The sequence below is a fragment of the Arcanobacterium pluranimalium genome, from assembly GCF_016907845.1.
GTDB lineage: Bacteria > Actinomycetota > Actinomycetes > Actinomycetales > Actinomycetaceae > Arcanobacterium_A > Arcanobacterium_A pluranimalium.
In genome coordinates, this window is the sequence record NZ_JAFBCS010000001.1 from 506,360 (window position 1) to 532,806 (window position 26,447).

Genomic DNA, 26,447 nt, shown 5'->3' on the forward strand with positions numbered 1-26,447 from the left:
TTGATAGTCCTGCATGATTGAGAGCAAAATTCGATAGAATAGTCGTGGTGCGCATAGCGCATAAACAAACCACTTCAATACTAGGAAGTTTAATATGACTTACAAACTGGTACTTGTACGCCACGGCGAGAGTGAATGGAACGCAAAGAACCTGTTCACCGGCTGGGTAGACGTTCCGTTGTCTGACAAGGGTACGCAGGAAGCTCGCCGCGCTGGTCAGCTGCTCATTGATGCCGAAGTGCTGCCAGACGTGCTGCATACATCAATGCTTCGCCGCGCGATCATGACGGCGAACCTCGCACTCGATGCCGCTGACCGTCACTGGATCCCAGTCAAGCGCAACTGGCGCTTGAACGAGCGTCACTATGGTGCGCTGCAGGGCAAGAACAAGAAGGAAATTCGCGACGAATACGGCGAAGAGCTCTTCATGGAATGGCGTCGTTCCTACGACGTGCCACCACCAGCAATTGAGCTTGGCTCGGAGTTTTCGCAGGATACGGATCCACGCTATGCAGGTGAGCCGATTCCAGCAACCGAGTGCTTGAAGGATGTGCTCGAGCGCATGCTCCCATACTGGGAAGAGCAGATCGTTCCTGATCTCAAGACTGGCAAGACGGTTATGATTGCAGCTCACGGAAACTCGCTGCGTGCAATTGTGAAGCACCTCGACGGTATTTCTGACGACGAAATCGCTGGCCTGAACATCCCAACTGGCATTCCGCTCTACTACGAGCTTGACGAAGAAACACTCAAGCCAGTAGTTAAAGGCGGTACTTACCTCGATCCTGAAGCAGCAAAGGCAGCTATTGAAGCTGTGGCTAACCAGGGCAAGTAAGGCTAACCAGGGCAAGTTAAGCGAGTTCACACGGAGAATGTGAATAAAACACAAGCTTGCTAAAACGGTGGGGGCATGATTCTTTCGAATCATGCCCCCACCAGCATATTTACCCTCAGTATTTTGCAGTATTTCGCCATAGCTGAAATCTCAGAGTTTTCACCCTGATCCAGACGTCACTGTTTCAGTGCAGCTGAAATCTCAACATTTCAGTGTGGCGAAAGCTCAGTATCTCGATGCCGTTCAGTTTCTCGCCGCAGCTCAGACCTCAGTTAAATCAACTTCAGCAAACGGATCGTTACCATCATTGCCCAGGCCTTTGACCAAGAAATTCATTCTGCGTGCTACCGAGACGGCGTGGTCTCCATAGCGCTCGAGGTAACGGCCGAGCAGCACGATGTCTACGATCTCCTGGCGAGTCAATTCTTTTGAATCATCTAAAACGATTTGGAACGACTGTGCGTGCAAATCGTCGAGCACGTCGTCTTCTGCAACGATCTGAGCTGCAAGGGAAAGATCGCGAGTCTCAACGAGCACCGCCACATTTTGCCCTACAGCTGCTGCATGCTCTGCCATTTTGACGAGCAATTCGTGAACTTCACCTGGGACGGCCATGTCAGGATAGCGTCCACGTGCAATATAGGCTACGTGACGTGCAAGATCGCCCATACGCTCAAGAGTGGCGGAGAGGCGGAGTGCTGATACTACCGTGCGCAAATCCGATGCCACAGGCGCTTGCCGAGCCAGCAAAGAAACGCCCATTTCATCGACTGTGCGTTCGAGCAGGTCAATTTTACGATCGGCGTCAATAACTTTCTCAGCCTTAGTGAGGTTTGCATCGCGCAGTGCTTCGGCTGCACCGCGCATCGCCTTTGCTGCTGCTTTTGCTTCAACAACCAGCGTTTCGGCAAGTTGGTTCATCTGCTGATGGAACTGTTCACGCACGTGAGCTCCTTAGGATTTATAGATACGCAATAAATACATATGAGTGAGCGCGCACTGCACCCATACTCTTCTACATAAGCTAACCAGATAATTTTGAACATTACCTGTCGTTTAGGTAAACAGCAGGTTGCTAGTTTTTCGTTCGCCTGCGTATCGTGACGCGGAAAGCGCTACGCTGAATCTATGCACGATGCGTTGATTTTCGTTCTGGGGATTGCCCTTGGAGCCGGTACCGTTGCAGTAGTTTGGCTCGCTGAAACACGTATTTTGAAAAAGCGTACCCAGAAGAAGCTCGTTGAGGATACTGACCTCGCCGAACGCCGCGTAATGTCGATGCTCGACGCATTGCCGCAGGGCGTTATTGTGGTTAACCCTGATTTAACAATTCGGCATTCCACTCAACTCGCCACTGCTTTTGGCCTGATTCAAGAGGGCGCTTTGCGGCGCAATATCGCGTCAATTGTGACGAGCGTATTAGAGACGGGCGTGGCGCGTGACGTCGAGTTCGACATGCGCAAAACCACCAAAGATTCCCCCTCGCGCCGCATTTGGGTGCGGATTGCGCCGGTGATGGACTCCCATGCCATCGTGCTCTTTGAAGATCAGACGGAAAAACGGCGTCTTGACCAGACGCGCCGCGATTTCGTGGCCAACGTTTCGCACGAATTGAAGACGCCGGTTGGCGCGATCAAGCTCCTTTCAGAAACGTTGCAGCAGGTGTCGAATGAGCCGGAGCTTGTGGAGAATTTTGCTAGCAAGCTTGAGCAAGAATCGGCGCGACTGGGCGAACTCGTGCAAGAAATCATTCAGCTTTCGCGGTTGCAAGAGGGAGACGCACTTGCGGATCCGCAGGTGATTTCGGTGGATGACGTCGTCGCCGAAGCGATCGAACGCACGCAACTGGACGCGCAGTTGCACGGAATTACCTTGCGTTGCGGCGGTTCCAAAGGCTTGCGAGTAGTGGGCGATTATTCGTTATTGACGACGGCGGTGCGCAACTTGCTTGACAACGCCGTGCGGTATTCTCCCTCCCAGTCAACAGTTTCAGTGGGCCTTTCTGCCGATGGCAGGAACGTGAAAATTGCGGTGATTGACGAGGGTGTGGGCATTCCGCGCGAGATTCAAGATCGGGTTTTCGAACGCTTTTATCGAGCAGACGAAGCTCGTTCGCGTGACACCGGTGGTACTGGGCTTGGCTTGAGCATTGTGAAGCATGTTGTGGCTGATCATGGTGGAAGTATCGGCCTGTGGAGTGAGGTTGGGCGCGGCTCAACGTTCACGATTTCTCTACCGCGATATGAAGAACCGCTGGTGGTGGTGCCGGCTACCGAGTCGGAAGCGGACAAGAGCGTGGGTAAGAGTGATGATGAGATTTAGGCCTTAGCAGCAATTTTAGGTCTTTAGCAGTGAAGTAGGTAAGGAATAATAATGACGACGATTCTTTTGGTGGAAGACGAGCCAACATATCGAGAAACGCTCGCTTTCAACCTCGGCCGAGACGGCTATGACGTGATTCAAGCTGAAAATGGTCTGCTTGCTTTGGAGCGTTTTGCAGCTGCAGAGGTTGATCTTGTGATTCTTGATCTGATGCTTCCCAAGCTCTCGGGCACGGAAGTATGCCGGAAAATCCGCCAAGATTCGCAGGTGCCGATCATTATGCTCACTGCCAAGGATGCGGAGATCGACAAGGTCGTGGGTCTGGAACTCGGCGCTGATGATTACGTTACAAAGCCCTATTCTTACCGTGAGCTACTCGCCCGCGTGCGTGCGCTACTGCGGCGTACGGCGTCAACTGGGGATGCGTCGTCGGCCGGTGAACAAAATGACGTGCTTTGCGTCGGCGGAATCGAAATGAATATTGAGGCTCATGAGGTGCGTATCGCAGGTGAGCTGGTATCGATGCCGCTGCGTGAATTTGAGCTGCTGGAATACCTTATGGAGAATCCAGATCGCGTGCTCACTCGCAGCCAGATTCTCGATCGAATTTGGGGCATTGATTACATCGGCGATACGAAAACTCTAGATGTTCACGTTAAGCGGATTAGAACCAAAATTGAAGAAGACCCTGCACAGCCGAAGATTTTAGTCACGGTTCGTGGTCTGGGCTACAAACTGGTGAGCGGTCAATAGAACTGTCAAGAAATCTCACATTACTCTTTCGTGCACCTTTGGTAGAATAGAGGTTAGAAAGCAGAAAGAATTGAGATCGCAATGACTTTTAAAGTTGGTGAAACCGTCGTTTATCCCCACCACGGTGCAGCGTACATCGAGGATATTTCGGAGAAGACGATCCGAGGTGAGAAGCGCATGTACCTCACCTTGCGGATTATTCAAGGTGATATGACGATTCAGGTGCCTGCCGATTCAATCGAGCAGGTGGGCGTGCGCGATGTTTCTAATGACGAACAGCTCGAGCGTGTGTTCTCAGTTCTTCGTGAAGAGAACGTGGAAGAGCCGTCGAACTGGTCACGCCGTTATAAAGCGAATGGCGAGAAGCTGACCTCTGGCGATGTTAATAAAGTTGCCGAAGTGGTTCGTGACCTTTCGCGCCGAAATAATGATCGTGGTCTTTCGGCTGGCGAAAAGCGTATGCTTTCCCAGGCTCGCGGCATTCTCGGCTCTGAAGTCGCACTTGCGCGCGATATTTCTGAAGACGAAGCGGGCGAGCTGCTGAATGAAATTTTGGGCGAGTTTTCTGCTGGATCGGCTGATTCGGCCGATGAAATCGTCACTCCTGCCAGTGCATCGAGCGCCGATAGCGCCGGCTCGGCAGCGAGCGCTACTTCGGCTACCAGTGCACAAAGCGCTGATTCCGCTGCTCCTAACGCTGCTCAGTAGAACGCTTCGCAATGAAAATTGCTGCTTTGATCGTTGCTGCTGGGTCGGGGTCGCGTTTAGGTGCGCCGATTCCAAAGGCTTTGGTGGAGTTAGCGGGTGAAGCCTTAATTGTTCACGCTCTGCGAGGCATGAACAACGCCGACGTTACAGACGTCGTCGTTACTATTCCTACTGGTTGTGAGAGTGAATTTGCGGCGGTATTAGAAAAAGCTGGCCTGGATGCGCGACTCGTCGTTGGGGGAGCTACCCGCCAAGAATCGGTGGCGCGCGGACTCGCCCAGGTTGATGCTGACGTCGTTTTGGTTCACGACGCCGCTCGTGCACTCACGCCGTCGGCAGTGATTCGTTCAGTGGTTGCGGCGCTTGAAAACGGACATCGTGCAGTGATTCCAGTTCTTGCGGTGACCGATACGATCAAGAAAACTGATGCGAACGACGTCGTGACAGAAACGCTTGATCGTGCAAGCCTGAGAGCTGTGCAAACACCGCAGGGCTTCGATACTGCTTTGCTTCGGCAGGCTCACGAGCAGGGAAAACGAATGTCTGAAAGTGAACAGAGTGCCGCTCCAGACGACGCCGCGCTGGTGGAGTTGCTCGGTGAGGCTGTGTTTTGCGTGCGAGGCGATGCGCAGTCGCTGAAAGTCACCACACCATTTGATCTTGCGGTTGCTGAGCTAATCCTTGACCAGCGCGAAGCATATAGCTGCGAAAGCGGGAGGTGAGAGGTCTCGTGAATCCACACAATATGCGAGTTGGAATTGGTGTAGATGTGCACGCGTTTTCCAAAACGCCAGGGCGCACAATGATGCTTGCGTGTTTGGAGTGGCCGGGAGTGCGTGGCCTTGAAGGGCATTCCGATGCGGACGTAGCAGCTCATGCGGTATGTGACGCGATTTTGATTGCTGCAGGCGTGGGAGATTTAGGTACCGTTTTTGGCACCGACCAACCCCAATGGGCGGGCGCAAGCGGAGCGCAACTATTGGAAGAATCGGCTCGGCAAATTCGCAGTGAGGGCTGGGAAATTGCAAATGTTTCGGTGCAAATTATCGGGCAGAGGCCACGATTTTTACCTCGCAAAGTTGAAGCGGAGCAGGCGATGAGCTTGATCCTTGGTGCATCGGTGGCTATTTCTGCAACAACCACCGACCACCTTGGATTTACTGGCCGCAATGAGGGGTTAGCGGCTATCGCTACCGCGCTCGTTTATCGTGCTTAATTGAGCGGAAAACCCACTCCACGTCTCGACGAAGCCATCAAACTATTCGAAGCCTACCAGCCTAATCCTTGATCTGCGCTTTCACCGGAATGAACGTTAGCAAGCCAACCAGAAGCACAAGTGCGATTCCTAAAATCCCAAAGTACGCGGCGTCGTCCAAAGAAAGCCCAGTAAGAGCTGCGCCGATACTGATCGCTGTCGAATACATGAACGGCGCGAGGAACGAAACTGCGCGCCCCGTCGTCGCGTAAAGACCAAATAGCTCGCCTTCCTCACCTTTAGGCGCAATGCGTGCCAAATACGTGCGTGAAGCTGACTGCGTTGGCCCCACAAATACGCATAGACCCACGCCAAACACCCAAAAGACGCCTTTTGCGTCAAGCGGGCCAACGCCGTCGTGGAAAAGGAAAACGATGAGCGAAAATACCGTCATGGACGCAACGGACATAATGACGACGGCGCGCGAGCCGAGCTTGTCGTCAAGGAAGCCGAAGCCAATGGTGGCGATACCTGCCACAACGTTTGAAATCACGCCGAAAATAATCACTTCGCCGCCACTGAAACCGAAAGCGGTGGACGCCAAAATCGCACCAAAAGTGAATACTCCAGCCAGGCCATCGCGGTAAATCGCAGAGGAAATCAGGAACCACACCACGGAGCGATCTACTGCCCACAGATGGCGAATAGATGCAAAGAGCTGCTTGTATGCGTCGATAATGCCGGCGCTCGAGGTGCCTTCGCGGCGGGGCTTGTCTTTCGCAGTGATGAGCAGAGGGGCGGAGAAAATCAGCGCCCAAGCAGCGGCGATAAGCATTGCCACGCGGATATTGAGACCGTTGTCTTTGGTGACGCCAAACCAGCCAACCTCAGGACTGATGAACCCGACGAACAGCGTCAAGAGCAGCACAATTCCGCCCACATAGCCCAGGCCCCAGCCGAAACCTGAAATACGCCCAACAGTTTTTGGCGTGGAGATGTCCGAGATCATCGCGTTGTAGATAACCGAGCCAGTCTCAAAAGCGATATTTCCGGCGGCTAGTAGGAACAAGCCCAGCCAGAGGCGATTTTCGTTGGGCGATACGAAGAAGAGTCCGGCGATGATGACGACGACGCTCAACGTTGCGATACGCAGCATGGTTGCGGATTTTCCGCTGCGGTCAACACTTTGACCAAGTGCCGGTGCCACGATGGCAATGATGATGCCGGCGATGGACAGCGCATAGCCGAGCAGGGTATTTGCAGAGGAGCCAAAAAGTTTTGCATTCGTGAGGTACACGGAGAAAACAAAAGTGGTGACCACGGCGTTAAAAGCTGCAGAAGCCCAGTCCCACGATCCCCATGCCCAGACTTCTTTTGTGAAGATTTTGGTGTTTGCGCTACCCAAGTCGCCGTTGACGGAATCGGAAGCGATGTCTTTGATGGCGTCAACCTGTGGAAGCACTGGTTGCGCGGTATTCAATTCAGTCATAGTTACAAAATACTTCGAAATTGCAACAAAAGGTAAAACCAGACGTGAATTAAGTGTGAATAATTACCTCTTCCAGGTGTGATAGTGGCCGCACTGGCAAGCGTGATCGCACTCATGAAGCGAGTCAATTAAGGCCTGTTTTGGCGTGAATTTGTACCAACAAGGTAGGCTAGAGGTGTGACTCTAAGAATCCATGACTCTGCAACCCACACCACACGCGATTTCGAACCGATCCAACCTGGCAAGGTTGGAATTTACTTGTGTGGTGCCACGGTTCAAGGCTCTCCACACATCGGCCATATTCGATCGGCACTTGCCTTTGACGTGCTCGTTCGCTGGTTGCGGCGCTGTGGTTACGACGTCACCCTCATTCGCAACGTCACTGACATTGACGATAAAATCCTCAACAAATCGGCCGAAGCTGGTTGGCCGTGGTGGGCGTGGGCCTACCGTTTCGAAAACGAATTCACGGCAGCCTACGACGCGCTGGGTGTGTTGCGCCCTACGTATGAGCCACGCGCAACTGCACACGTGCCAGAAATGATTGAGCTGATCCAACGGATTATTGACCGAGGTCATGCCTACGTGGGCGAGGAAGGAAATGTGTATTTCGACGTCGCTTCCTTGCCAGATTATGGCTCGTTGACGCGCCAATCGCTCGCCGATTTGCACGCTGATGAAAACGATTCTGAACCCGATAAACGTTCCCCGCACGACTTCGCACTGTGGAAAGCAGCCAAACCACACGAGCCGCTCACCGCTTCGTGGATGACGCCGTGGGGACGTGGGCGCCCGGGCTGGCATCTTGAGTGCTCAGCGATGTCTGGAAAGTACTTGGGAGAGAGCTTCGATATTCATGGCGGCGGAATCGATTTGCGTTTCCCGCATCACGAAAATGAGCAGGCACAATCCCATGCTGCAGGATACGGTTTTGCGCGGTATTGGATGCACAACGCGTGGGTAACCATCGACGGCGAAAAGATGAGTAAGTCTTTGGGGAACTCGCTCACCGTGGAAAATATTCTCAAAGATCATCCGGCCGTGCTGGTGCGTTTAGCTCTAGGAACAGTGCATTATCGCTCAACCGTAGCCTATTCGGATCGCACGCTTGAAGAAGCGGCGGCGGTGTGGGAGCGACTATCGGGATTCGTATCACGCGCGGTGGAGTTGGTTGGTGAAGTTCCAGCTGAGGAACTTGCTCAACTCAGTTGCGAGGATCTGCCGCCTGATTTCGTGCGGGCGATGGACGACGATCTCAACGTTTCGGCAGCGCTCGCGGTCATTCATGAACACGTGAAACAGGGAAATGCAGCCCTCGCCGCTAAAGATCATGAGAAGGTGCGCCGCGCGCAATCTTTGGTGCGCTCAATGCTTGATGTGCTGGGACTCGATCCTTGCGCAGCTCCGTGGCGTGGCGGCGATTTGCAGGATGCGAAACTGCATTCAGCTTTGGATTCTTTGGTACAGGGAATTTTGAAAGATCGAGCTACGGCTCGAGAGAATAAAGACTGGGCCACCGCTGATGCTCTTCGCGATGCTTTGACTAATGCAGGCATTGTGGTGGAGGATTCCAGCGATGGTGCTCGATGGAAGATGAGCGAGTAATTTATGGCAAATCATTTTGGACGTCCTGGCGCTATTCGTAAGGGCGCAAAGAAAGGCTCAAAAGTCGGTTCCGGTGGGCAGCGCCGAGCAGCTCTCGAGGGTAAAGGCCCTACTCCGAAGGCCGAAGATCGCACTTACCATCCTGCCTATAAGCGTAAAAAGGCTGCCGAAGCAGCTGCCGCCAAAGCAGCTGGCCCGAAGTTGCGCGGCATCTTGCGTCTGCCTGCTGGGCATGAGCTGATTGCTGGACGCAATCCGGTGGTGGAAGCGGTAGCTTCGGGGATTCCATTCACCCGCGTATTTGTGGTGGGAGCTTTGGCCAATGACGATCGAGTTGCCGAAATTATGCGAGCTGCTACCCGCGCTGGTGCACCGTTGCTCGAAGTGACGCGTTCTGAGTTGGATCGTATGACTGATGGCGCCGTGCATCAGGGCGTGGCTTTAGAGGTGCCGCCGCATGAATATGCAGAGCTAGATGAGCTGGTTGAGGCATCTTATGATTCGGCTCGCCCGGGGCTTATCGTTGCGCTTGATTCCGTCACTGATCCGCATAATTTAGGTGCGGTATTGCGTTCGGCTTCCGCTTTTCGGGCCGACGGCGTGCTGATTCCGGAGCGTCGATCGGCTTCGGTGAATGTGACTGTGTGGAAAGTTTCCGCAGGTGCGGTGGCTCGAGTGCCGATTGCGCGCGAGAAGAATTTGGTGCGTGCGCTTGAGCAGCTCAAGGAGAATGGTTACTTTGTCGTGGGTTTGGCGGGCGACGGCGATCAGTCGGTTGCCTCACTGAGCCTTGCTGACGTTCCATTGGTGCTGGTGACTGGATCAGAGGGCAAGGGGCTTTCCCGACTCGTGCGCGAGACCTGCGACGTCGTGGCTTCGATCCCAATCGCTTCAGATATGGAGTCCCTCAACGCTGCGGTTGCCACCGGAATTGCACTGTATCAGGTTGATCAACTGCGTCAGCAGTGAGATTGCCGGAGCGATGTCTTTTGCGGTGACGCTTTTTCGCTCACGCTTAGCGAAAAATTCTTCTCCCAGAGGGTAGTTTTCTGGGTTAAGCTAGAGGAAACAGAAAGGCGTTCCTCATGGTATCTTGGCGACCAGTCCGTGGCCGTATTGAGCGGCTCGATTCTCGATTGACGAGCACGAGCGATATTCTCGATTTTTTTGCTGAGTATCGTATTCTCGGGCGAGGTACGGACGACGGCGATGGCGGCTTTGACTTCGAGCTTGCGGTAGGAGGACGCCGTCGTCGGGTAGCAACGTTAGACGATGAGGGGCAAGTTTTCCTCGGGTACTCGGTTAATGATCTCATGCAGGAAATGACGCAGCGTTTGCGCAAAGTTGCGGTGGAGATCGGCGATAACGTCGTCTATGGTCCGATTGATTTGGGCGCGGTAGATATTGACGACGCCGATTTGGCCGCGGCGGTTGGTGAGGATCCGTTGCCGCGTAACTTTGCTGGCGCTGGTAGTGGCGAAGATGAAGCCGACGGAATTATTGGTGACGGTCTCCCTGAGTTGGGCACCGGCCCGATGTTGTTGCTTGCGGATCTGGCGATGTCAGAAATGCCAGCAATGGCGAATGCCGAAAATACCGATCTAGCTGTGCTTAAGATGGGCGATGTGCGCCTGGTGATATCAGAGCACTCACTTGATCTTTCTCGTAAGATTTTCCCGCGCCCTGATTTTGTGGTGGCGCTTTCCGCTGGTGGTGCGCAAGGGAAGAGTCCGTTACTGATCGTGCGTCGCAATAATACCCGGCTGACGTGGGATTGGTCCGGTGAGCAGCCGATGTTCCCGTGGGTGGAGGGCGACGTCGTCGCCACGGCTTTTATTGACGATGAGCTTGGTGCGGGGGCTGTTGCGCGCCGAGCAGTTGCCGACGTCGTGGACGTTACTTTCGCTGATATTCGCCGTGCTCTGCTTGTTCCGCCTAGTGAGGGTGCTCAGAATTTGGTGCGTGCTTTGGGGCTGCCAGCTGAAGTGATGGACGTATTGCGAGGAGTAGGGAAGCTGAGCAGTATTCCGCACGCGCGTATTTTCAAAGCTCAGCAGCGGAGATCTGAGGTTATTTCAGAAACTCTGGCTTGGGAGATCGCGGGTGAGGGCCTGGTGGAGCCAGATGTTGCGCGTGCTTATCGCGCCGTCTATTTGAATCGTCCGTGGATTGTGTCGCTGGTTGGAGCTATTCAAGCTGGCATTGGTGGAGTGGTGCTTTCACAAGGTCTGCGGGGTGGTGCGAAAACCAAGCATCCGAAGCTGAAAATTGGCATTGGCGCAGCTTTGATCGTTAATGCGCTATCGCGGGTGCTTACCACGCATTGGGTGCAAACGATTTTCCAGCAGACTGATACGAATGTGCAGGCCTGGCAGGGGGCTGGCTTGGATGACAAGCAGGCAGGGAACGCGGCAGCGTCGACCAGTGTGGAAAGCGGGGATCATGAGTGACTTACAGGAGATCGTAGAGCCACGCGCTATTGATCTGGAAGCTTTTTGGATTCATGCAATTAATGCGGCGAAGTTGAATCTTTCGGAGGGGTTCAACGCTCAGGATGATCTGACGTCGTTGCGACCGTCGTCTTTCGCTTTTGGTGCGGATCGGGCGCAGGCGAATCGCCTATGCGAGCTGGTGCTACGTGGGGAAAAGCGGGCTACGTCGTCGTACCTGCCTTCGTATAGAAGAGCTGGGGTGCCTGTTCCGACCGTTGGCGATTTGGGTATTTTATGCGATGGCGACGGCGTTCCACGCGCTTTGTTGCGTACGAGCACCGTGGAAATTACTGCTTTTGGTGATGTCGATGCCCATATTGCGCAGGCGGAGGGCGAGGGGACTCATGAGGATTGGGTGCGCGAACATCGTGCATTTTTTGAACGTGAGATTTCTGACCTTGGCGGCGAATTTGATGAACAGGGCGGCGTGGTCACAGAGTTCTTTGAGGTTCTCTACTCTTACGTGGACTGAGTGAGTGCTGGTAGATCAAGGATTTACAGCTTCGTACAGTGATCGTGCTGGTAAAATGCGGCGCAGAAAAGGCCGTAGAAAAAACACCACGATAAGTCTGCCATGAATCGCTCAAGAATTCCGCATTTTGAACCGTGAATACTACAACATCTGGACAGTGCGCGGAATTGGGCCTTGAGCCACTACCATAACTGAGAATCCACTTGTAGAGGAGGAAGTATGGCAGCGAAGCTGGGTTGGAAATTACACGGAGACGGACAACATATGCCCCCAGGGGATGTGGTTCTTCCCAATGAACGAATGAACTGGCCGATAATGTTCGGCATTGGAGCTCAACACGTGGTGGCAATGTTTGGAGCCACGTTCTTGGTTCCGTTACTCACTGGTTTCGATCCGGCAACGACGTTATTTTTTACCGGATTCGGAACCATTCTTTTTATCTTGGTTACATCGGGGCGACTTCCATCATATTTGGGGTCGTCTTTCGCTTTATTAGCCCCAATTGGAGCGGTCACAGGTTATGTGGCTGGCGGGGGAGCGCCGCTCGATGAGGCCAAGGCGGCCTTGGCACAAGGTGGAATCATCGCAGTAGGCGCAACTTTGGCGCTGGTCGGTGTGATTGTGCATTTCGCGGGTGCGCGGTGGATCGACAAGCTCATGCCGCCAGTGGTCACAGGTGCGATTGTTTCGTTGATTGGTTTTAATCTCGCACCTGCAGCATGGAATAACGTTAAGACGGCGCCCGTGACGGCTATCGTCACAATTCTTACGATTCTCCTGGTGACGGTTTTGTTCCGGGGGATTTTGGGCAGGCTTTCGATTCTGGTTGGCGTGCTTGTGGGCTATTTGGTTGCGGTTGTGCGCGGTGAGGTTGATTTTGCGGCGATTTCAGATGCGTCTTGGTTGGGTGTGCCGCATTTTCGGACGCCAGCCTTTGATGTGTCGCTCTTAGGATTATTCGTGCCGGTGGTGCTGGTGCTTATCGCTGAAAATGTGGGGCACGTGAAGTCGGTATCGGCAATGACAGGTAAAGATCTCGACGACGTAACCGGACGAGCGCTGTTCGCCGACGGTCTTTCTACCATGTTTGCAGGTGCCGGTGGCGGTTCAGGAACTACCACATACGCCGAGAATATTGGTGTAATGGCAGCTACCAGGGTGTATTCAACGGCGGCGTATATTATTGCGGCAACTATAGCTTTGGTGCTCTCAATGTTTCCCAAGTTTGGCCAGCTCATTGCCACAATCCCACCTGGGGTGCTCGGTGGGGCTGCAACTGTGTTGTATGGAATGATCGGTATGCTGGGAGTTCGTATTTGGGTGCAGAATCGGGTGGATTTCTCTGATCCGGTGAATCTCAATACGGCAGCTGTTGCTATGGTGGTGGCGATTGCGAACTACAGTTTCCAACTGGGCGGTATGGTCTTTGAGGGAATTGCGATTGGCTCGTTCTGCGCTATCTTGATCTACCATCTGATGCGCTCGATCTCGCGCTGGCGTGGCACTTCGCAAGAAGCTGCCTCTCCGGCGTCGGCACCTGCTGGAGCTGAACTGGAGCCGGGAATGCTTATCCGCTAATTTTAATAGGCTTAGTTAGACGGTTGGGGGAGTATCGCAACAGCGATACTCCCCCAACCCAAATGTGCACATCGCAATGTGCACATCAATAGCTTGAGTGCGCTGCGTTAAATGCGCAGCGCCAGCGAGATTACAGGTCTTTTGTGCACTTTTCCTGAGATTTCATTGCGTCAAGAAAATCTTGTTGAGATGGTTGAGCATGCATTTCCTGCCAGCCCTCGCCGATCACAACGTCTACAATCTCAGACTTTAAGGTGCTATCAAAAACGATCTTCGACTCTGGGAAGAAAGCCCGCAGCGTATAAGCATTATTGATACCGTCAACACCTGTGAGAATGCGCGTCGGCTCTGAAATCTTTGCCTCGCCATCCCAGTTCGCAGTAGCAGAAACCTGTACTCCTTGAGCTTTGAGAGCATCAGTGACGGTCTTAGCAACACCGGCCTTTCCGCTCGCGTTGAAAACACGCGCCGGAATCGCTTTCAGATCAGCTGGTTTTGCGTCGTCGTTCGCACATGGATAGACGACGGTAGCAGCCTCTTTACGCGAAAACTCGTGCTTGAACGGGAATGGAAGCACACCAGTCCAAAACAGTGTGTTCAGAAGCAGGAGAAATACCATTACTGCGCCAATGGATCCAAAGAGAAGCACTTGGCGCTCGTGGATTTTCCTCCGGTATTCAGATCGTATATTGCTTTCAGAAAGTCTTTCGTTCACGAAATAAATCTAGCTCAGTCAAGCTCGTTGTGGGGAGAGCATTCACGCCGACATTTTTGTTTCGCGCACAGAAAGGCGGCATTCGCCGTCGACGCGTACTGGGCTGAGTAGTACGGTTCCGCGCTTACCAACTGCTTGCTGAATAATCATGCGATGCATTCTGCAGGTGAAACCGGGGATATCGTCGTCCATATTGCGAAGCGGGCACGAAGAGACGTAAACCTTGCCGTCCTCTTCGTAGCACTCGATGTCGATGCGCTCGAGGAATTCCATAATCGCAGACATCAGGTCTTCTTCGTTTTCAAGAATACCTTCATACTTTCCGCTGATTAATGCCTCCACAATGGCTTTTTCCTGCTCAGTGGAGTGCTCGATTGTGGCAATCGCTTCGCGAAGCACAGGGAAACGGCCCGTGCGTGCACGGAACACGAACGTGGGGCGCCCTTTCTTGCCGTCGCGGTGTTGGCTGCGTTCTAGCATGCCGCCGTTGGTAAGTTTTGTGACCGCACTGCGGGCTGAATTGGGATGAACTTGTAGAGTCTCCGCGATCTCGAGGATGGTTACCCAGTCCTCTTTTTTCTGCAGGTAGCTCAGGATTGATTTTTGGATTTCAGATAGTTTCATAAAAGTATTCCATACGCGCTCGCTCGGTTTTCGTTGTTATTAAATGTACCAGAACAGAGAGCAACGTGTCACTCATAAACAAGTTGATTTGCTTGGGTTTTATCCAAAAAAATGTGGAGTGTCTTATAAAATAGGGCAGGTGTGGGATCTATTTCGTGATTTATTCATGCTTGTAGATGAGCGCCTAAGCCGGTCAGAGAGCAGTTTGACGCGTACGTGAAACGTGTTGCTCAGTGGGGTCTATGGATTGAACGTCTGGGCACACATTGTATTTTTGTGTCATATATTGAGCTAATTCACATAATATTCGGAACCGATCATGCGAGAATGTGCCAAGATGTGCACCGGATCGCTCTGCCACGTGTGTCCGCTAACGAAACGATTTTGAACAAAGCCGAAGCGGCTAGTGGACCATATCTTTGCGCCCGCACCAATAGCTTTGTGAATAAACGCGGTGTCCTCACCGCGGTTTCGTGTATCAAATCCAAGTTCTTGGGCAAGACTCGCTGTCATCACCATCGTTGGGCCAGGCACAAAGGAAACAAATTGGTGTTCAGCACCGTCAAATGCTACGGCATCTCGGTACGGTAGAGCATCGACGCCTGGAAGCGAATTCGCTTCGTCAGCTTCGTTCATAACGCCGCCATGAAAGCGCACTATATGCGACTTCTTACCAACGAGGTCGGCGTTCATAGTACGTAACGCGGTTACTTGCTCGAGAAGATAGTATGCGCCATAGATATCGTCGTCGTCGATTTTTGCCACCACTGGGAAACGAGCGTGACGTAGTAAGAGATTGTAGTAATCACCGAGAGTATCTTCGTGCTGAGGTTTGATCCAACGGGGTGAAAGCTCAAATTTTTCGGCCAACGCGTAATGTTCGGCAGTAACATCAAAACCATTTGCGCAAACGAGTAGCTCAGTTTCCACTCCACGTTGGCGCGCACACTGTTCGAATGCGTGGCGCAACTGATGCGGGCGGTTGGTAGCTAAGAGCACAGACACACCCGGCATGCCGACCGTATGTTCGGTGAGTCCCAAATCGTTCAAGATATCATCAACACGATGTGAATACGTATGTGCGGAGAGTACTTTCATCTGGCCATAATATCCGTATTCTTCGCGCAAATTGGCAGAATAGGAGAACGCTCTGATCCAATGAGCTGCTGATTCTGCGGATTCAACCTGTACAACTGCGTCGCCGAGCGTGGCTCGTATTCCGAGCGACGGTGTCGAAATTACTGGTGTAGCGCAGGCGAGTAGTTCGAATACTCGGCGCGAAAACATAGATGGACTTCCTACGATTGAATTAACGTTCAAAAACGAGGCATAAGAACGATAGGCGTTGAGCATTTGCTCGTAAGAAAGTTCTCCGCGCACATAACGCTGGTATTGCTGCGGGAAGTTGTAATTTGGGTCGCGTTTGTGAAAGCGTGCGTATATATCAATTCCGTTGCTGAGCTTGGGTTCTGCGAGATTCGCTCCGGCTAACAAGAGATCCATCTGGGCTTGTCGCTCGGGAAATTTGTGGTGAAAGTATGTTCCGGCAAAACAGGTATCGCGCAAGATATGCGGTTTAGGACGTCCACTCGGATTATGGATAGCGGGTTGCGCGGCAAATTGCAGCACACCAATGCGTGAATGGCCAAGTTCTTGCTGATAGGAACTGAGGAGATCGGCGTCGGTAGTATACACCCAATCGAAAAGCCTGGCAGTGCGAAGGAAATCTGCAAAATGGAATGGATCTTCTTTGTTCCAAAATACTGTGGGAATCCCTTGAGCTTTGCAGTCATTGACGAGATTAATGAGTGCAGTAGACGGTGCTGTTGAGCCAGTTAGCTGATATTGCCACTGGTCATCGTTACCATGCCATGCCGATTCAACAAAGAGCAAGTCGAGTTGTTCGAGATCTTCACCAGTGTATGCCGGGGAAATCTTCACTTGCTGCCATTCGAATGAAAATGCCAGCTCTGTAAACGCATCAGCAATAATTCCCACTCTCAGATGACGTTGTGGAGTGAGATGCGGAATCGGGAAGGGGCTTATGTTGTGTGGGTCGATTTTTTGCGGCACATTGTTTGGCTTATTCGCTTTGGCACGTGCCCAGTACGTTTTTACTTGTGTAAGACCACCATGGCGAACATGCCAGAGAGATTTCCGAACATAGTCAAAAAGGCCCACAACAAGTCTCCTTAGAATCCGTGTAATTTGTGTACTAGCGACTCAAGTAGTTCTTAATAGAGTCAATATAATAATGAGCTCAATCTACCATGATAAGATAGTATTCACTTTAACTCTCACGGATCACTTTGAAAGATTGGGTATTTTAATCACGTGGTAACCGCTAAAAATTATATAGAAAGCTGTTCTTCATAAATGTCCGATAAAATGACGGAGCATATATTCAAAGAAGAGCCTTGGGTTCGTGTGTTGCTCGAAACCTCTTGGCAAAATGATCTCGTTTCAGTTGACCTTGGCTCAATGAGACGTGTGGGGAATTTTCATAATTTTTGGTTCTATGTTCGTGGGCTTTGGAAACGTCGGCAGTTCATAATCGCTCAATCGCGTGCTAAGGCGCATGTTTCCGTTAAAGGTACATTTCTTGGACGTTTGTGGCTTATCCTTGAACCATTTATCAGTTCGGCCATCTACTATTTCATCTTTGCTTTGTTATTAGGATTTGACCGTGGCATGGATAATTTTGTTGGCTACCTTGTTATCGGTGTGACGTTTTTTAACTATCTCAATCAACAACTCGGAGCAGCGGGTAGTATTATCCCAGCGGGAATGAATCTGATCCGAGCATTCCCTTTTCCACGTGCCGCGCTAGTCTTTGCTTTTTCGGTACGTAATGTTATCGACTTTTTTCCGACGGCGATTGCTACTTTCCTTTTTGTGCTTGTCTTTCCTCCACATACTTTTCCGACTTGGACCTGGTTGCTAGCGGTTCCGGTATTTTTCATTGCAGTGATTTTTGGAACAGGGCTTTCGTTTTTCGCTTCTGCTCTCACTGTTCTACTTCCCGACTTGAAATTTATTTGGCCGGTGCTCACTCGTTTTTGGTTTTATGGCTCGGGCGTTTTTTGGTCGATCGATATGTTTGCTGATAAGCCGCAATACCAAGCGATTATGACGGCGAATCCAGGGTGGACCTATCTTGAGATGATGCGCGAAACGATTCTCTATGGCCAAGTACCTGGGGTTAATTTGTGGCTCTACTTAGGCACATGGGCTGTTTTCACTTTTCTGACGGGATTCTTGTTCTTCTGGCGTTGTGAGGGGTATTTAGGAAAGAAAAATGACTGATCTTGTAGTGCCTCGGGTAGGTGTTGGATTCCCTTCGGTTGTGGTAGAAAACGTGTCCATGGTTTATCGGACTCCGACTGTGAACAGAGAAGTGCGAAAGAACACTCCATTTCTCAAACAAATATTGGGGAGTGCTATCGGTCGCGCCCCGCGTGAAAATGTCGTCGCAGTTGATGATTTGAGCTTTGTGGCGAGAACGGGTGAATTTATTGGTTTGTTGGGTGCTAATGGCGCTGGTAAGTCAACAATTATGCGGATCATTGCGGGTGTAGAAACGCCGACATCGGGCAACGTGTACGTCAACCGCCAACCTGCTTTGCTTGGAGTTTCAGCTGCACTCATCCCAGAGCTTTCTGGAATTGAAAACGCACGGATTGGTTGTTTGGCGCTTGGTATGACCAAAGAGGAAGCCGATGCTAAGCTTCCCGACATTATCGACTTTGCTGGAATTGGTGACGCTATTTACCGCCCGATGAAAACATATTCCTCGGGAATGGGAGCACGCCTGCGTTTTGCGATTTCAACCGCGAACCGACCTGAGATCTTGTTAATTGATGAAGCGCTGTCAACCGGCGATGCTAGCTTCCAAGAGAAAAGCCAGGCGCGCATGCAAGAAATGCTTAATACCACAGGAACAATTTTCTTAGTTAGTCACAATTCGATTCTGATTGAAGAGATGTGCAACCGGGCACTTTGGTTGCACCAGGGTCGGATTATTTCAGACGGTGACGCTCGGGAAGTTGCTCGAGCCTATCGTTGGTGGGCGTGGTGCGTAGCAAACGGTGATCTTGACAAGGCAGAGCGAGCAATCAAGTCATACCGAGATGAATTCGTTCCGCAGAGTATAAAAGTGATTGGTTCGCCAGGACAATTAAAATACACTGGCCCGCGGCATCGAGTGCGTTAGGCCAGTGCAAGGTAGAGTAATAGATAAACGAGTCTAGTTCACAGGAGTGGACTCAAGTGTTTTGAGCTTTCCAGCATTCTGATGAATATACATTAAAGCTTTATCTTCTGCGAAGGCTTTCACCATTTCGTCAAAGTTCGCTCGATCAAGGTTTACGATGGACTGACCATCCGCAGATCGACCTGTTCCTGCGTGTGGGGCAGTTATGAAGTGGACGTCGTTCGAACGGAGATTTCTCAACTCTGCTGCTAATGAAGCTAATGTAGTGAAGTTCAGATTTTCGTCAATAGCTACATAAGGGCTGAGCGAATTAAACAATTCTAGCAGTTTAGTTGGACTTGATAAGGTTTCTTTAGTCAGAGTTTGCGAGATAACGGCTTTCATCCATGTCTGTTGTCTACGCACACGGTCAAAATCGCCACCAGGAAGATGCTTGCGCTCTCGTACAAATGCGAGCGCTTGTTTGCCATTGTAGTGTTTCTTGCCTTCAGTTACTGAATTAAGTTCGACACCGCCAACAGCATCGGTTAACGAGACGAAAGAGTTGAAATCCATAATTGCTGCATGCTGGATTCGTATACCAGTAAGCTGTTCAACTGTAGCGATAGTGAGTGGTAATCCACCAATCGAAAATGCTGCATTAATCTTTGCTTCACCATGACCGGGGATCGATACCCAAGCGTCTCTAGGGATTGAAAGCACATTAATGCTACTTCTACTGCCGTCGATTTGTGCAATCATGATCGCGTCAGTGCGTTGTGCTCCGGCTTTCCATTGCGCTGGATTGCCGGCTGAAATACGCGAATCAGTACCAAGAATCAGAAAGTTAACTGGTTGCTTATTTTCAGTTGTTGTATTATCTGGTCGCTGTATTCCCTCAATCTTCGATACTTCTTGGAATGGATCTTTGAATGTTTCGATTTGTGAGAACTTATGCCGCAACCATAAACCTGCCCCTATGGCCGTTGTTATAAGAAGCACAATAATTATGGCCAGTGCAACGAGCGCCCGTCGAACGTTCTTTCGCTGCTTTGTAGTTCGCTCATCGGGTGTCGAGTCTAACTCTGAATCTGAGTTGATTGTCATCTCATCTTCTTTCTGTTTCGTCAGAAGTGTAGCGGACTATTCGCACTCTTCATCTTGGTCACGCCATATTCCGATCGTGTCGAGTATTTTCTGGTCGGGACTGAAAGTTTTGTTGAGATCTGTAAATTGGGAATGGGCTACTAACGCTACCATAATGTGTGCACGTGCAACTGCGTCGTGCGTTGAAACGAGTTCAACGTTCGGAATTTCTTGTAGCTGTTTCGGAAGATCCGAAATATAAGGCTCAACGAGAAGGATGCGGTGGTTGGGATATCGTTGAGCTACATCGTGTGCTATTTTCACTGCCGGAGACTCTCGGAGATCGTCAATGTTTGCCTTAAAAGCTAGACCGAAGAGGGCAATTGCTTGTTGTGCCTGCTCACTGATTGACGCGTGGGTAACTTCGTTATCACTAACCAAATTCGCTAATTTCGAGAGCACCCAGTGAGGTTTGGCGTCGTTAACAAGTCTTGCTGTTTTGATCAGCTTTGCGTTCTTTGGTGATGACGAGACCATAAACCATGGGTCTACGGCTATGCAATGACCACCAACTCCTGGACCTGGATTCAAGATATTGACTCGTGGATGCCGATTGGCCAGCGCGATCAACTCCCACACATCGATATCTTGCTCGTCTGCGAGGATGGAGAGTTCATTGGCGAATGCGATGTTGACATCTCGAAAGGCATTCTCAGTTAGTTTAGCCATTTCTGCGGTACGAGCATTGGTGGTGAGAACTTCTCCTTCCGTGAAAGTGCGATACACTTTGGCGGCATATTCAGTCGCGGCAGGAGTAATTCCGCCAATAATACGATCGTTTGAACGCATTTCTATCATGATTCGTCCTGGAAGCACTCGTTCTGGTGCATGGGCGAAGTGGACAATTGAGGTTTCCTTTTTTCCATCAATTGAAAGATCTGGACGTGCAGCGAAGATACGATTCGCTACATATTCAGTAGTTCCTGGTGGTGAAGTGGATTCTAAAATGACGAGTTCGTCGCCACGAAGTTGCGGGATTATGGCATCAACAGCTGAATCAATAAATGAGCTGTCAAGCTCGTGGTCTCCTTTGAATGGTGTAGGTACTGCGATGATGTAAATTTCTGCGGGTGGTGTGTGTTTTTGAACACGCAGTGATCCATCGTTGACAACACTAGCTAAAGCGGACGCTAGTCCGTCTTCGACAAACGGTAATTCGCCTCGCGACACGAAATCGATAGTTCGATCGCTGACATCTACCCCTGTGACGATCCAGCCGCTTTGTGCCAGTGTGACGGCAGTGGGTAGTCCTATATATCCAAGACCAACCACAACTATGTTGTTGTTCATCGAGATCCTACTCGTACAAGATAGAAAAAGTTTCAATTACAGTCAAATATGCACTAATATAGCATGCATAGATGTACGCGTATTATTGCACATAGTCGATTCAAGGATGAAATTCGTCCTCAAAAGTATAGGACATGTTGAGGGAGCCCATGAATAATATAATGGTTGTGTACGGTACGCGCCCGGAAGGAATCAAGGTTGCTTCCTTGATTAAAGAAATGGAGCGGTCCGAACACCTTCAGCCAATCATTGTTTCCACCGGGCAGCATCGTGAAATGTTGGATCAAGTTAATCGACTTTTTGACATTCGCCCTGATGTTGATCTTGATATTTTTGAGCACGGGCAAACTCTCAATCGTATTGCCATGAAGATTTTTGATCGTCTGGATCCCGTGCTTGAGGAATATCAGCCAGACGCGCTTTTGGTTCAAGGAGATACCTCCACCGTGGCGATGGCTGCGATTGCTGCGTTCTATCGTGAGATTCCGGTTATTCACCTTGAGGCGGGATTGAGGTCTGGAAATATCCACTCACCTTTCCCTGAGGAAGCGAACCGGAAACTCACCTCACAAATTGCATCGCTTCATTTAGCTCCTACTGCGGAGGCAAAAACGAATCTTCTGCGGGAGGCGATTGATCCGAGTGACGTCGTCGTCACTGGAAATACGGTGATTGATGCGCTTTTTTACACGCTGGGAGAAGATATTTCTTTTGACGACGTTCGCCTTAACGATGCCGTCAACTCTGGAAAGCGGATTCTGCTGGTAACTTCCCATAGGCGTGAGAATATTGGTGAGCCTATGATGAACATCGGCCGGGCCGTGCAGCGGCTGGCGGATATGTATCCAGATGATCTGGTGGTTTTTCCGATCCACCGTAATCCTAAAGTGCGGGAGCTCATTCTGCCTGCTCTTGAGGGTAAAGAGAACGTTATTGTGATTGACCCATTGGATTACCCACAGTTTACGAAGATGCTCAGCGCTTCCCATATCGTTCTTACAGATTCTGGTGGTGTACAAGAAGAGGCCCCTTCACTCGGCAAGCCGGTGTTGGTGTTGCGTGAAAATACGGAGCGTCCGGAAGCCGTCACAGCAGGAACCGTAAAACTTATTGGCACGATGGAAGATTCCATTGTGCACGAGGTACAGATACTGAAAGAATCGGCTGAGATCTACGGTGCCATGGCAAATGCCGTCAACCCATACGGTGATGGACACGCGGCCGAGCGGTGTGTGGCGGCAATTTCTGCCCTACTTGGGGAAGGGGAGCGACTTCCTGATTTTGAGCCAGTGAATTAGATACTTTGGATAAATAAGCTAGATAGACGCGGATGAAGATATTAATTATTGCGCAACAGTGGCGGCCAGAAACTGGTGTTCCACAAAGGCGTGGACAATGGATGGCGGAGCATTTGCATGAGGCCGGGCACGATATCCAGATCATCACCTCAGCTCCGCATTATCCAGAAGGTCTCCTCAATTCTGATCTTCCTGAACATCAGCCCGGATCAGTCGAGACGGTGCGAGGCAATGTGAAAGTTCATCGAACTGGCTTCATTCCTCATTCGCAATCGATTGTTTCTCGTGCCATAGACCAAGGTGTTATTGCTTTCCATGCCATAAGAGTGGCGCGTAAAGTTGTTCATAATTTCAAACCAGATCTTATCTTCGCAACTGCACCACCATTGCCTGCAGTTTTTTCTGCTGCCGTAATCAGCAAGCTATCGGGCGTTCCTTATGTTGTGGATCTTCGCGACGCGTGGCCTGATCTGGTTCCTTATATTGTTGATTCAGATCCTTACGCAAGCGTTCGCACGATGCGTAGAAGAAAGGCGATCCAACCGGCTTTTACTATTGCCGGCAGGGTATTTGAGAAGCTCCTTCGTGGTAGCGCCGGGATAATTGTGACGTCGGATGGTCATGCCTCTATTATTGCGCAACGATACCACAAGAAAACCACTGTGGTAACGAATCTCCCGCTCGCGAACCTAGACCCGGAACCGTGTGAGGTAACGCGTGACAGTAACGAAGTCTTAGAGATTCTCTACACGGGAACGGTGGGTCGAGCTCAGGGACTGGAAACCGCCGTCGTCGCTGCGAAAAAAGCGAAGGATATGGGAGCGAATGTTCATTTGACGATCGTCGGCACGGGTGCTCACGTGGACTTTGTTCATGCGCTTGCTAATAAAATAGACGCACCAGTAACAATTGTGGGAAGAATTCTGCGTGAAGAAATGAACGCGTACTATGCGAAATCTGACACATCGCTAGTGATTCTCAAAGCTTGGGAGCCTTTCGAATCGACGATTCCTTCCAAACTATTTGAAGGAATCGCGCACAACATTCACATTACTGGGTCGCTTAACGGAGAAGGAGCTAGACTCATTCAGGAGTCGAAGTCTGGACATGTTGTTAATGCGGAAGATTCGGACGCACTTGCGCAACTGTGGGTGGAATTAGCCCAAAACCGAGAGCTGCTGAAGAAAAATGAGCATGGCAGGGAGTGGCTTGTACGTCGGCTAGAAGAAACTAATCCGCAGGCAACCTTCGTGGAGTTCATGGAAGGTATTGTGCGTGGGAAGGAAGAATAAGAGTCGTCAGACGGTGTGCAGCGACGCGTTGCGCTCAGTGACGCTCCTCGCGTCCACAGTGGTGCGCATGCTTCGTGAGGATCCCATGTTCTTCGCGGTCCAAGTTTCTCGAAAGATGCCGACGCCGGTGCGCACCGGCTTAGCACAAGTTGCTGGAGTTTTCCCTGATGGTTCTGTTCGAGCGGCGCTTCGTGAGCTTGCTGATTTGCCGGCACAAGAGGGCGCCTATTCGAGCACTTTTGTGCGTGCTTTGCAGGCGCTACGTGGTATTGATCCGGGTGACGGTGCTTCTCCCAATATTCGCGCCCGTTTCTTGTGGAATCGGGGAGATCTAGACGAGGCGATCAATGTTTTGCCGGAAAAGTCCCAGTTGAAGCGTCGCTATCGTGATGAACTGAGTGTCCTCGAAGGCAAGCGGATGATCGTTCTTAATAAACAATGCGGTGTGGATTCTTATCAGCGGGCGTCCAACGTTACTGAACTAAAAGCTCTGTCCGACGATTTACGTGTTTTACATGTTTTAGTAAATTCGTCTCCGCACACAGCCTCAGGTTATACTGTGCGGACGAACGCGATTATGCGTGGTCAACGTGACTCTCGGATAGATGCTTTTGGTGCAACACGGCTAGCTTATCCCGTTACAATCGGGAAGCTGTTTTCTCAATCGGTCGATACTGTAGATGGTCTTGTTTTCCATCGGCTCTTACCTTTAACTCTTCCGGCGTTACTCAGCCAAAGACTAGAGTTGCACGCAACGATGTTGGCGGATCTAGTAGAAGAAACTAGGCCCGCTATTATCCACGCGACTACCAACTACGCCAACGGGCTAGTTGCCCAAGCGGTGGCAAATCACTACGGTATCCCGTGGGTTTATGAAATGCGAGGTCAACTAGAGAAAACCTGGGTTTCTAGGTTTCCTCAATCAGATCAAAAGCGGGCAGCTATCTCTCAGCGGTACAGGCTAATGCATGCACAAGAAACTGCACTCGCTAAGGCGGCGTCCGCGGTTGTTGTGCTGTCTGAAGTGCAACGCCAGGATCTTATTGAACGTGGTGTATCGGAATCGAAAATCTTCGTCGTGCCTAATGCTTATACTCCGTTAGCTCCGCGTGCCACTGCGGACGCAACTGAAGCACGCCGGCGTCTTCGAATTAAGGAAGCGTTCACGATTGGGACGGTGACGTCGGTTGTGGACTACGAGGGACTAGATACGCTCATTCGCGCTATTAAGATCGCGCGTGATAGCGGCGCAGATTTGCGTGGAGTTATTGTCGGCGACGGAGTAGCGAAGCCAAGTTTGTGTATGCTTGCAGAGGATTTAGGCGTGGCGGATGCGATTGATTTTGTGGGTCGCGTGAGTGTGGACGAATCACACCAGTGGTATGAATCTTTTGATTTGTTCGCGCTTCCGCGCAAGAACACACTGGTGACGGCGATGGTGACGCCGATTAAGCCAATCGAGGCAATGGCTAATGGAACACCGGTGGTTGCGTCTGATTTGCCGCCACTGCGTGAACTAGTGACAGATTGCGGTGCAGGAGTAACGTTCGCGCCGGATGATGCACAGGCGATGGCACACGCGATTCGGTGTTTGATGGACGATGCTGAAGCGTATGCAACTGCGAGCGAAGCCGCAGTTCGTCAAGCTGAACAGCTTACGTGGGATGCGAATATTCGTAGGTATCGCATGATTTACCAGGGGCTACTTGGCCGTTAGCTTGGGTTGCTTTGCGATGTGGCTAGCAACCCACAAATAAAATGCATCAATGTAATGGAATGGGGCAAGTCCCCATAGATGATTTTTAGTTGCTAGGCAAAGCTCAGAGGGTACATCCAGGATAGTCATCCCGAGTTGGGAAAGGTGCTCATAATAGGGCTGATAAATATCGGCCCATTCTTCTGCAGAGCGCCCTAAAACATATGGTACAGACTCGTCGAGATCAGTTTTTGAAGCAAAGTCAGACTTGATTAATAGCGTCTTAGCGCCGTTTAAATGCGTTAGTAAATCCAAACTAGCTTTTTTGAAGAGTTCGAAATGAGTTCGTGTTCCAAATTGGATCAAATCTCCGTGGTACATGTGCTTTAACCATTGCGAGTTGTATAGTTCCGTCGACGAAGTTATGTATCCATTTGGGGAAACAAAAACGCCGTAACGTTCGTCAATAAGATCAAGCAGAACAATGTCTGAAGAGGTCATCGGAGTTTCATCGAACTTGATGCTTTGAAAATCGTTGTTCACCATTCGTTGTTGAAAAGGAGAAGTGAGTGCTGAAGCCACATTTGGTAACTGAGTCGGTGGCGAAAATTTTGAAACCCAAGATGATCTCGCGTGGTAGTCGGTAGCCACAAGGTTATGTTTCTCTGCTGCGACGCGGACTACATCGCGGGACACGCAAGAGCCGTATATAAAAACATTTGTCATGACACATTCCATCTCAAAA

Annotated in this window: 23 protein-coding genes and 1 pseudogene; 16 read left to right on the forward strand and 8 right to left on the reverse strand. The window is 50.9% G+C overall.

Annotation, left to right across the window (positions count from 1 at the left end; translation table 11 throughout):
* The first annotated feature begins 94 nt into the window (after positions 1-94).
* Positions 95-835, forward strand: a complete 741-nt coding sequence (locus JOD55_RS02100) for a phosphoglyceromutase (protein ID WP_204398209.1) — start codon at positions 95-97, stop codon at positions 833-835.
* Positions 836-1,096: 261 nt separating this feature from the next.
* Here JOD55_RS02100 and phoU read toward each other — a convergent pair whose 3' ends face one another.
* The gene (gene phoU, locus JOD55_RS02105) at positions 1,097-1,780 is read right to left on the reverse strand and encodes a phosphate signaling complex protein PhoU (protein ID WP_204398211.1); all 684 of its coding nucleotides are present in this window, start codon (positions 1,778-1,780) and stop codon (positions 1,097-1,099) included.
* Between the two features lie 183 nt (positions 1,781-1,963).
* Here phoU and JOD55_RS02110 point away from each other — a divergent pair, with 183 nt between their 5' ends.
* The 5 genes and pseudogenes from JOD55_RS02110 to ispF all read left to right on the forward strand — a co-directional run bounded on the left by JOD55_RS02110 (position 1,964) and on the right by ispF (position 5,834).
* Entirely contained in the window at positions 1,964-3,157 is a 1,194-nt protein-coding gene (locus tag JOD55_RS02110) for a sensor histidine kinase (RefSeq protein WP_204398213.1), read from the forward strand.
* A 51-nt stretch (positions 3,158-3,208) separates the two neighbouring features.
* Positions 3,209-3,910: a response regulator transcription factor gene (locus JOD55_RS02115; protein WP_204398215.1), complete on the forward strand. Its 702-nt coding sequence runs from the start codon at positions 3,209-3,211 to the stop codon at positions 3,908-3,910.
* Between the two features lie 81 nt (positions 3,911-3,991).
* Positions 3,992-4,480: pseudogene (locus JOD55_RS02120) on the forward strand (CarD family transcriptional regulator); the annotation flags it as partial.
* 149 nt (positions 4,481-4,629) lie between these two features.
* The gene (gene ispD / locus JOD55_RS02125; RefSeq protein ID WP_204398219.1) at positions 4,630-5,340 is read left to right on the forward strand and encodes a 2-C-methyl-D-erythritol 4-phosphate cytidylyltransferase; all 711 of its coding nucleotides are present in this window, start codon (positions 4,630-4,632) and stop codon (positions 5,338-5,340) included.
* Positions 5,341-5,363: 23 nt separating this feature from the next.
* Positions 5,364-5,834: a 2-C-methyl-D-erythritol 2,4-cyclodiphosphate synthase gene (gene ispF, locus JOD55_RS02130; RefSeq protein ID WP_204399680.1), complete on the forward strand. Its 471-nt coding sequence runs from the start codon at positions 5,364-5,366 to the stop codon at positions 5,832-5,834.
* Positions 5,835-5,895: 61 nt separating this feature from the next.
* Here ispF and JOD55_RS02135 read toward each other — a convergent pair whose 3' ends face one another.
* Positions 5,896-7,302, reverse strand: coding sequence for an MFS transporter (locus JOD55_RS02135; protein WP_204398221.1), 1,407 nt, complete (start codon positions 7,300-7,302; stop codon positions 5,896-5,898).
* A gap of 177 nt (positions 7,303-7,479) precedes the next feature.
* Here JOD55_RS02135 and cysS point away from each other — a divergent pair, with 177 nt between their 5' ends.
* From cysS to JOD55_RS02160, 5 genes are all read left to right on the forward strand, one after another.
* The gene (gene cysS / locus JOD55_RS02140; RefSeq protein WP_204398223.1) at positions 7,480-8,907 is read left to right on the forward strand and encodes a cysteine--tRNA ligase; all 1,428 of its coding nucleotides are present in this window, start codon (positions 7,480-7,482) and stop codon (positions 8,905-8,907) included.
* Between the two features lie 3 nt (positions 8,908-8,910).
* Complete coding sequence (gene rlmB, locus JOD55_RS02145; protein WP_204398225.1) at positions 8,911-9,876, forward strand: 23S rRNA (guanosine(2251)-2'-O)-methyltransferase RlmB; 966 nt, start codon at positions 8,911-8,913, stop codon at positions 9,874-9,876.
* A 116-nt stretch (positions 9,877-9,992) separates the two neighbouring features.
* Positions 9,993-11,357: a hypothetical protein gene (locus JOD55_RS02150; RefSeq protein ID WP_204398227.1), complete on the forward strand. Its 1,365-nt coding sequence runs from the start codon at positions 9,993-9,995 to the stop codon at positions 11,355-11,357.
* Complete coding sequence (locus JOD55_RS02155; protein WP_204398229.1) at positions 11,350-11,871, forward strand: ASCH domain-containing protein; 522 nt, start codon at positions 11,350-11,352, stop codon at positions 11,869-11,871. Before JOD55_RS02150 ends, JOD55_RS02155 begins: the two co-directional genes overlap by 8 nt.
* Before the next feature lie 219 nt (positions 11,872-12,090).
* Positions 12,091-13,449 carry a uracil-xanthine permease family protein gene (locus JOD55_RS02160; protein ID WP_204398231.1) on the forward strand — a complete coding sequence of 453 codons (1,359 nt, stop codon included), beginning with the start codon at positions 12,091-12,093 and terminating at the stop codon, positions 13,447-13,449.
* Positions 13,450-13,579: 130 nt separating this feature from the next.
* On the opposite strand, the gene JOD55_RS02165 is transcribed toward JOD55_RS02160, so the two are convergent.
* The 3 genes from JOD55_RS02165 to JOD55_RS09300 form a co-directional block, all read right to left on the reverse strand.
* The gene (locus JOD55_RS02165; RefSeq protein WP_204398233.1) at positions 13,580-14,164 is read right to left on the reverse strand and encodes a LytR C-terminal domain-containing protein; all 585 of its coding nucleotides are present in this window, start codon (positions 14,162-14,164) and stop codon (positions 13,580-13,582) included.
* Positions 14,165-14,206: 42 nt separating this feature from the next.
* Positions 14,207-14,788 (reverse strand): helix-turn-helix domain-containing protein, encoded by a 582-nt coding sequence (locus tag JOD55_RS02170; RefSeq protein WP_204398235.1) that lies wholly within the window; start codon positions 14,786-14,788, stop codon positions 14,207-14,209.
* Positions 14,789-15,079: 291 nt separating this feature from the next.
* On the reverse strand, positions 15,080-16,969 hold the full coding sequence (locus JOD55_RS09300) for a glycosyltransferase family protein (protein WP_204398237.1): 1,890 nt from the start codon (positions 16,967-16,969) through the stop codon (positions 15,080-15,082).
* A 195-nt stretch (positions 16,970-17,164) separates the two neighbouring features.
* Between JOD55_RS09300 and JOD55_RS02180 the strand changes: the two genes are divergently transcribed.
* Together JOD55_RS02180 and JOD55_RS02185 are read left to right on the forward strand one after the other, a co-directional pair.
* Positions 17,165-18,094 (forward strand): ABC transporter permease, encoded by a 930-nt coding sequence (locus JOD55_RS02180; protein ID WP_204398238.1) that lies wholly within the window; start codon positions 17,165-17,167, stop codon positions 18,092-18,094.
* The gene (locus tag JOD55_RS02185; RefSeq protein WP_204398240.1) at positions 18,087-19,001 is read left to right on the forward strand and encodes an ABC transporter ATP-binding protein; all 915 of its coding nucleotides are present in this window, start codon (positions 18,087-18,089) and stop codon (positions 18,999-19,001) included. The genes JOD55_RS02180 and JOD55_RS02185 overlap by 8 nt, the downstream gene beginning before the upstream one ends.
* Before the next feature lie 33 nt (positions 19,002-19,034).
* Here the strand turns inward: JOD55_RS02185 and JOD55_RS02190 are convergent, their stop codons facing one another.
* Together JOD55_RS02190 and wecC are read right to left on the reverse strand one after the other, a co-directional pair.
* Positions 19,035-20,087, reverse strand: a complete 1,053-nt coding sequence (locus JOD55_RS02190) for an LCP family protein (RefSeq protein WP_204398241.1) — start codon at positions 20,085-20,087, stop codon at positions 19,035-19,037.
* Between the two features lie 36 nt (positions 20,088-20,123).
* Complete coding sequence (wecC, locus tag JOD55_RS02195; protein WP_204398243.1) at positions 20,124-21,416, reverse strand: UDP-N-acetyl-D-mannosamine dehydrogenase; 1,293 nt, start codon at positions 21,414-21,416, stop codon at positions 20,124-20,126.
* Positions 21,417-21,565: 149 nt separating this feature from the next.
* Here wecC and wecB point away from each other — a divergent pair, with 149 nt between their 5' ends.
* The 3 genes from wecB to JOD55_RS02210 are packed head-to-tail and all read left to right on the forward strand — an operon-like array spanning position 21,566 to position 25,723.
* Positions 21,566-22,714 (forward strand): non-hydrolyzing UDP-N-acetylglucosamine 2-epimerase, encoded by a 1,149-nt coding sequence (wecB, locus tag JOD55_RS02200; protein WP_239538939.1) that lies wholly within the window; start codon positions 21,566-21,568, stop codon positions 22,712-22,714.
* A gap of 32 nt (positions 22,715-22,746) precedes the next feature.
* The gene (locus JOD55_RS02205) at positions 22,747-24,006 is read left to right on the forward strand and encodes a glycosyltransferase family 4 protein (RefSeq protein ID WP_204398245.1); all 1,260 of its coding nucleotides are present in this window, start codon (positions 22,747-22,749) and stop codon (positions 24,004-24,006) included.
* A complete protein-coding gene (locus JOD55_RS02210; RefSeq protein WP_204398247.1) occupies positions 23,990-25,723 on the forward strand; it encodes a glycosyltransferase in 1,734 nt (577 codons plus the stop codon). Before JOD55_RS02205 ends, JOD55_RS02210 begins: the two co-directional genes overlap by 17 nt.
* Here JOD55_RS02210 and JOD55_RS02215 read toward each other — a convergent pair.
* Positions 25,709-26,428, reverse strand: coding sequence for a DUF6270 domain-containing protein (locus JOD55_RS02215; protein ID WP_204398249.1), 720 nt, complete (start codon positions 26,426-26,428; stop codon positions 25,709-25,711). The two genes, JOD55_RS02210 and JOD55_RS02215, sit on opposite strands and share 15 nt — an antisense overlap.
* Positions 26,429-26,447: the final 19 nt, after the last annotated feature.

What these genes read in the sequence shown, in the direction of transcription:
- JOD55_RS02155 (WP_204398229.1), top strand. Translation starts at nt 11,350, where the DNA reads ATGAGTGACTTACAGGAGATCGTAGAGCCACGCGCTATTGATCTGGAA.
- JOD55_RS02205 (WP_204398245.1), top strand. Translation starts at nt 22,747, where the DNA reads ATGAAGATATTAATTATTGCGCAACAGTGGCGGCCAGAAACTGGTGTT.
- JOD55_RS02180 (WP_204398238.1), top strand. Translation starts at nt 17,165, where the DNA reads ATGTCCGATAAAATGACGGAGCATATATTCAAAGAAGAGCCTTGGGTT.
- wecC (WP_204398243.1), bottom strand. Translation starts at nt 21,416, where the DNA reads ATGAACAACAACATAGTTGTGGTTGGTCTTGGATATATAGGACTACCC.
- JOD55_RS02135 (WP_204398221.1), bottom strand. Translation starts at nt 7,302, where the DNA reads ATGACTGAATTGAATACCGCGCAACCAGTGCTTCCACAGGTTGACGCC.
- JOD55_RS02185 (WP_204398240.1), top strand. Translation starts at nt 18,087, where the DNA reads ATGACTGATCTTGTAGTGCCTCGGGTAGGTGTTGGATTCCCTTCGGTT.
- ispD (WP_204398219.1), top strand. Translation starts at nt 4,630, where the DNA reads ATGAAAATTGCTGCTTTGATCGTTGCTGCTGGGTCGGGGTCGCGTTTA.
- ispF (WP_204399680.1), top strand. Translation starts at nt 5,364, where the DNA reads ATGCGAGTTGGAATTGGTGTAGATGTGCACGCGTTTTCCAAAACGCCA.
- JOD55_RS02170 (WP_204398235.1), bottom strand. Translation starts at nt 14,788, where the DNA reads ATGAAACTATCTGAAATCCAAAAATCAATCCTGAGCTACCTGCAGAAA.
- JOD55_RS02100 (WP_204398209.1), top strand. Translation starts at nt 95, where the DNA reads ATGACTTACAAACTGGTACTTGTACGCCACGGCGAGAGTGAATGGAAC.
- JOD55_RS02115 (WP_204398215.1), top strand. Translation starts at nt 3,209, where the DNA reads ATGACGACGATTCTTTTGGTGGAAGACGAGCCAACATATCGAGAAACG.
- JOD55_RS02190 (WP_204398241.1), bottom strand. Translation starts at nt 20,087, where the DNA reads ATGACAATCAACTCAGATTCAGAGTTAGACTCGACACCCGATGAGCGA.
- JOD55_RS02110 (WP_204398213.1), top strand. Translation starts at nt 1,964, where the DNA reads ATGCACGATGCGTTGATTTTCGTTCTGGGGATTGCCCTTGGAGCCGGT.
- JOD55_RS02150 (WP_204398227.1), top strand. Translation starts at nt 9,993, where the DNA reads ATGGTATCTTGGCGACCAGTCCGTGGCCGTATTGAGCGGCTCGATTCT.
- JOD55_RS02215 (WP_204398249.1), bottom strand. Translation starts at nt 26,428, where the DNA reads ATGACAAATGTTTTTATATACGGCTCTTGCGTGTCCCGCGATGTAGTC.
- rlmB (WP_204398225.1), top strand. Translation starts at nt 8,911, where the DNA reads ATGGCAAATCATTTTGGACGTCCTGGCGCTATTCGTAAGGGCGCAAAG.
- JOD55_RS02160 (WP_204398231.1), top strand. Translation starts at nt 12,091, where the DNA reads ATGGCAGCGAAGCTGGGTTGGAAATTACACGGAGACGGACAACATATG.
- wecB (WP_239538939.1), top strand. Translation starts at nt 21,566, where the DNA reads ATGAATAATATAATGGTTGTGTACGGTACGCGCCCGGAAGGAATCAAG.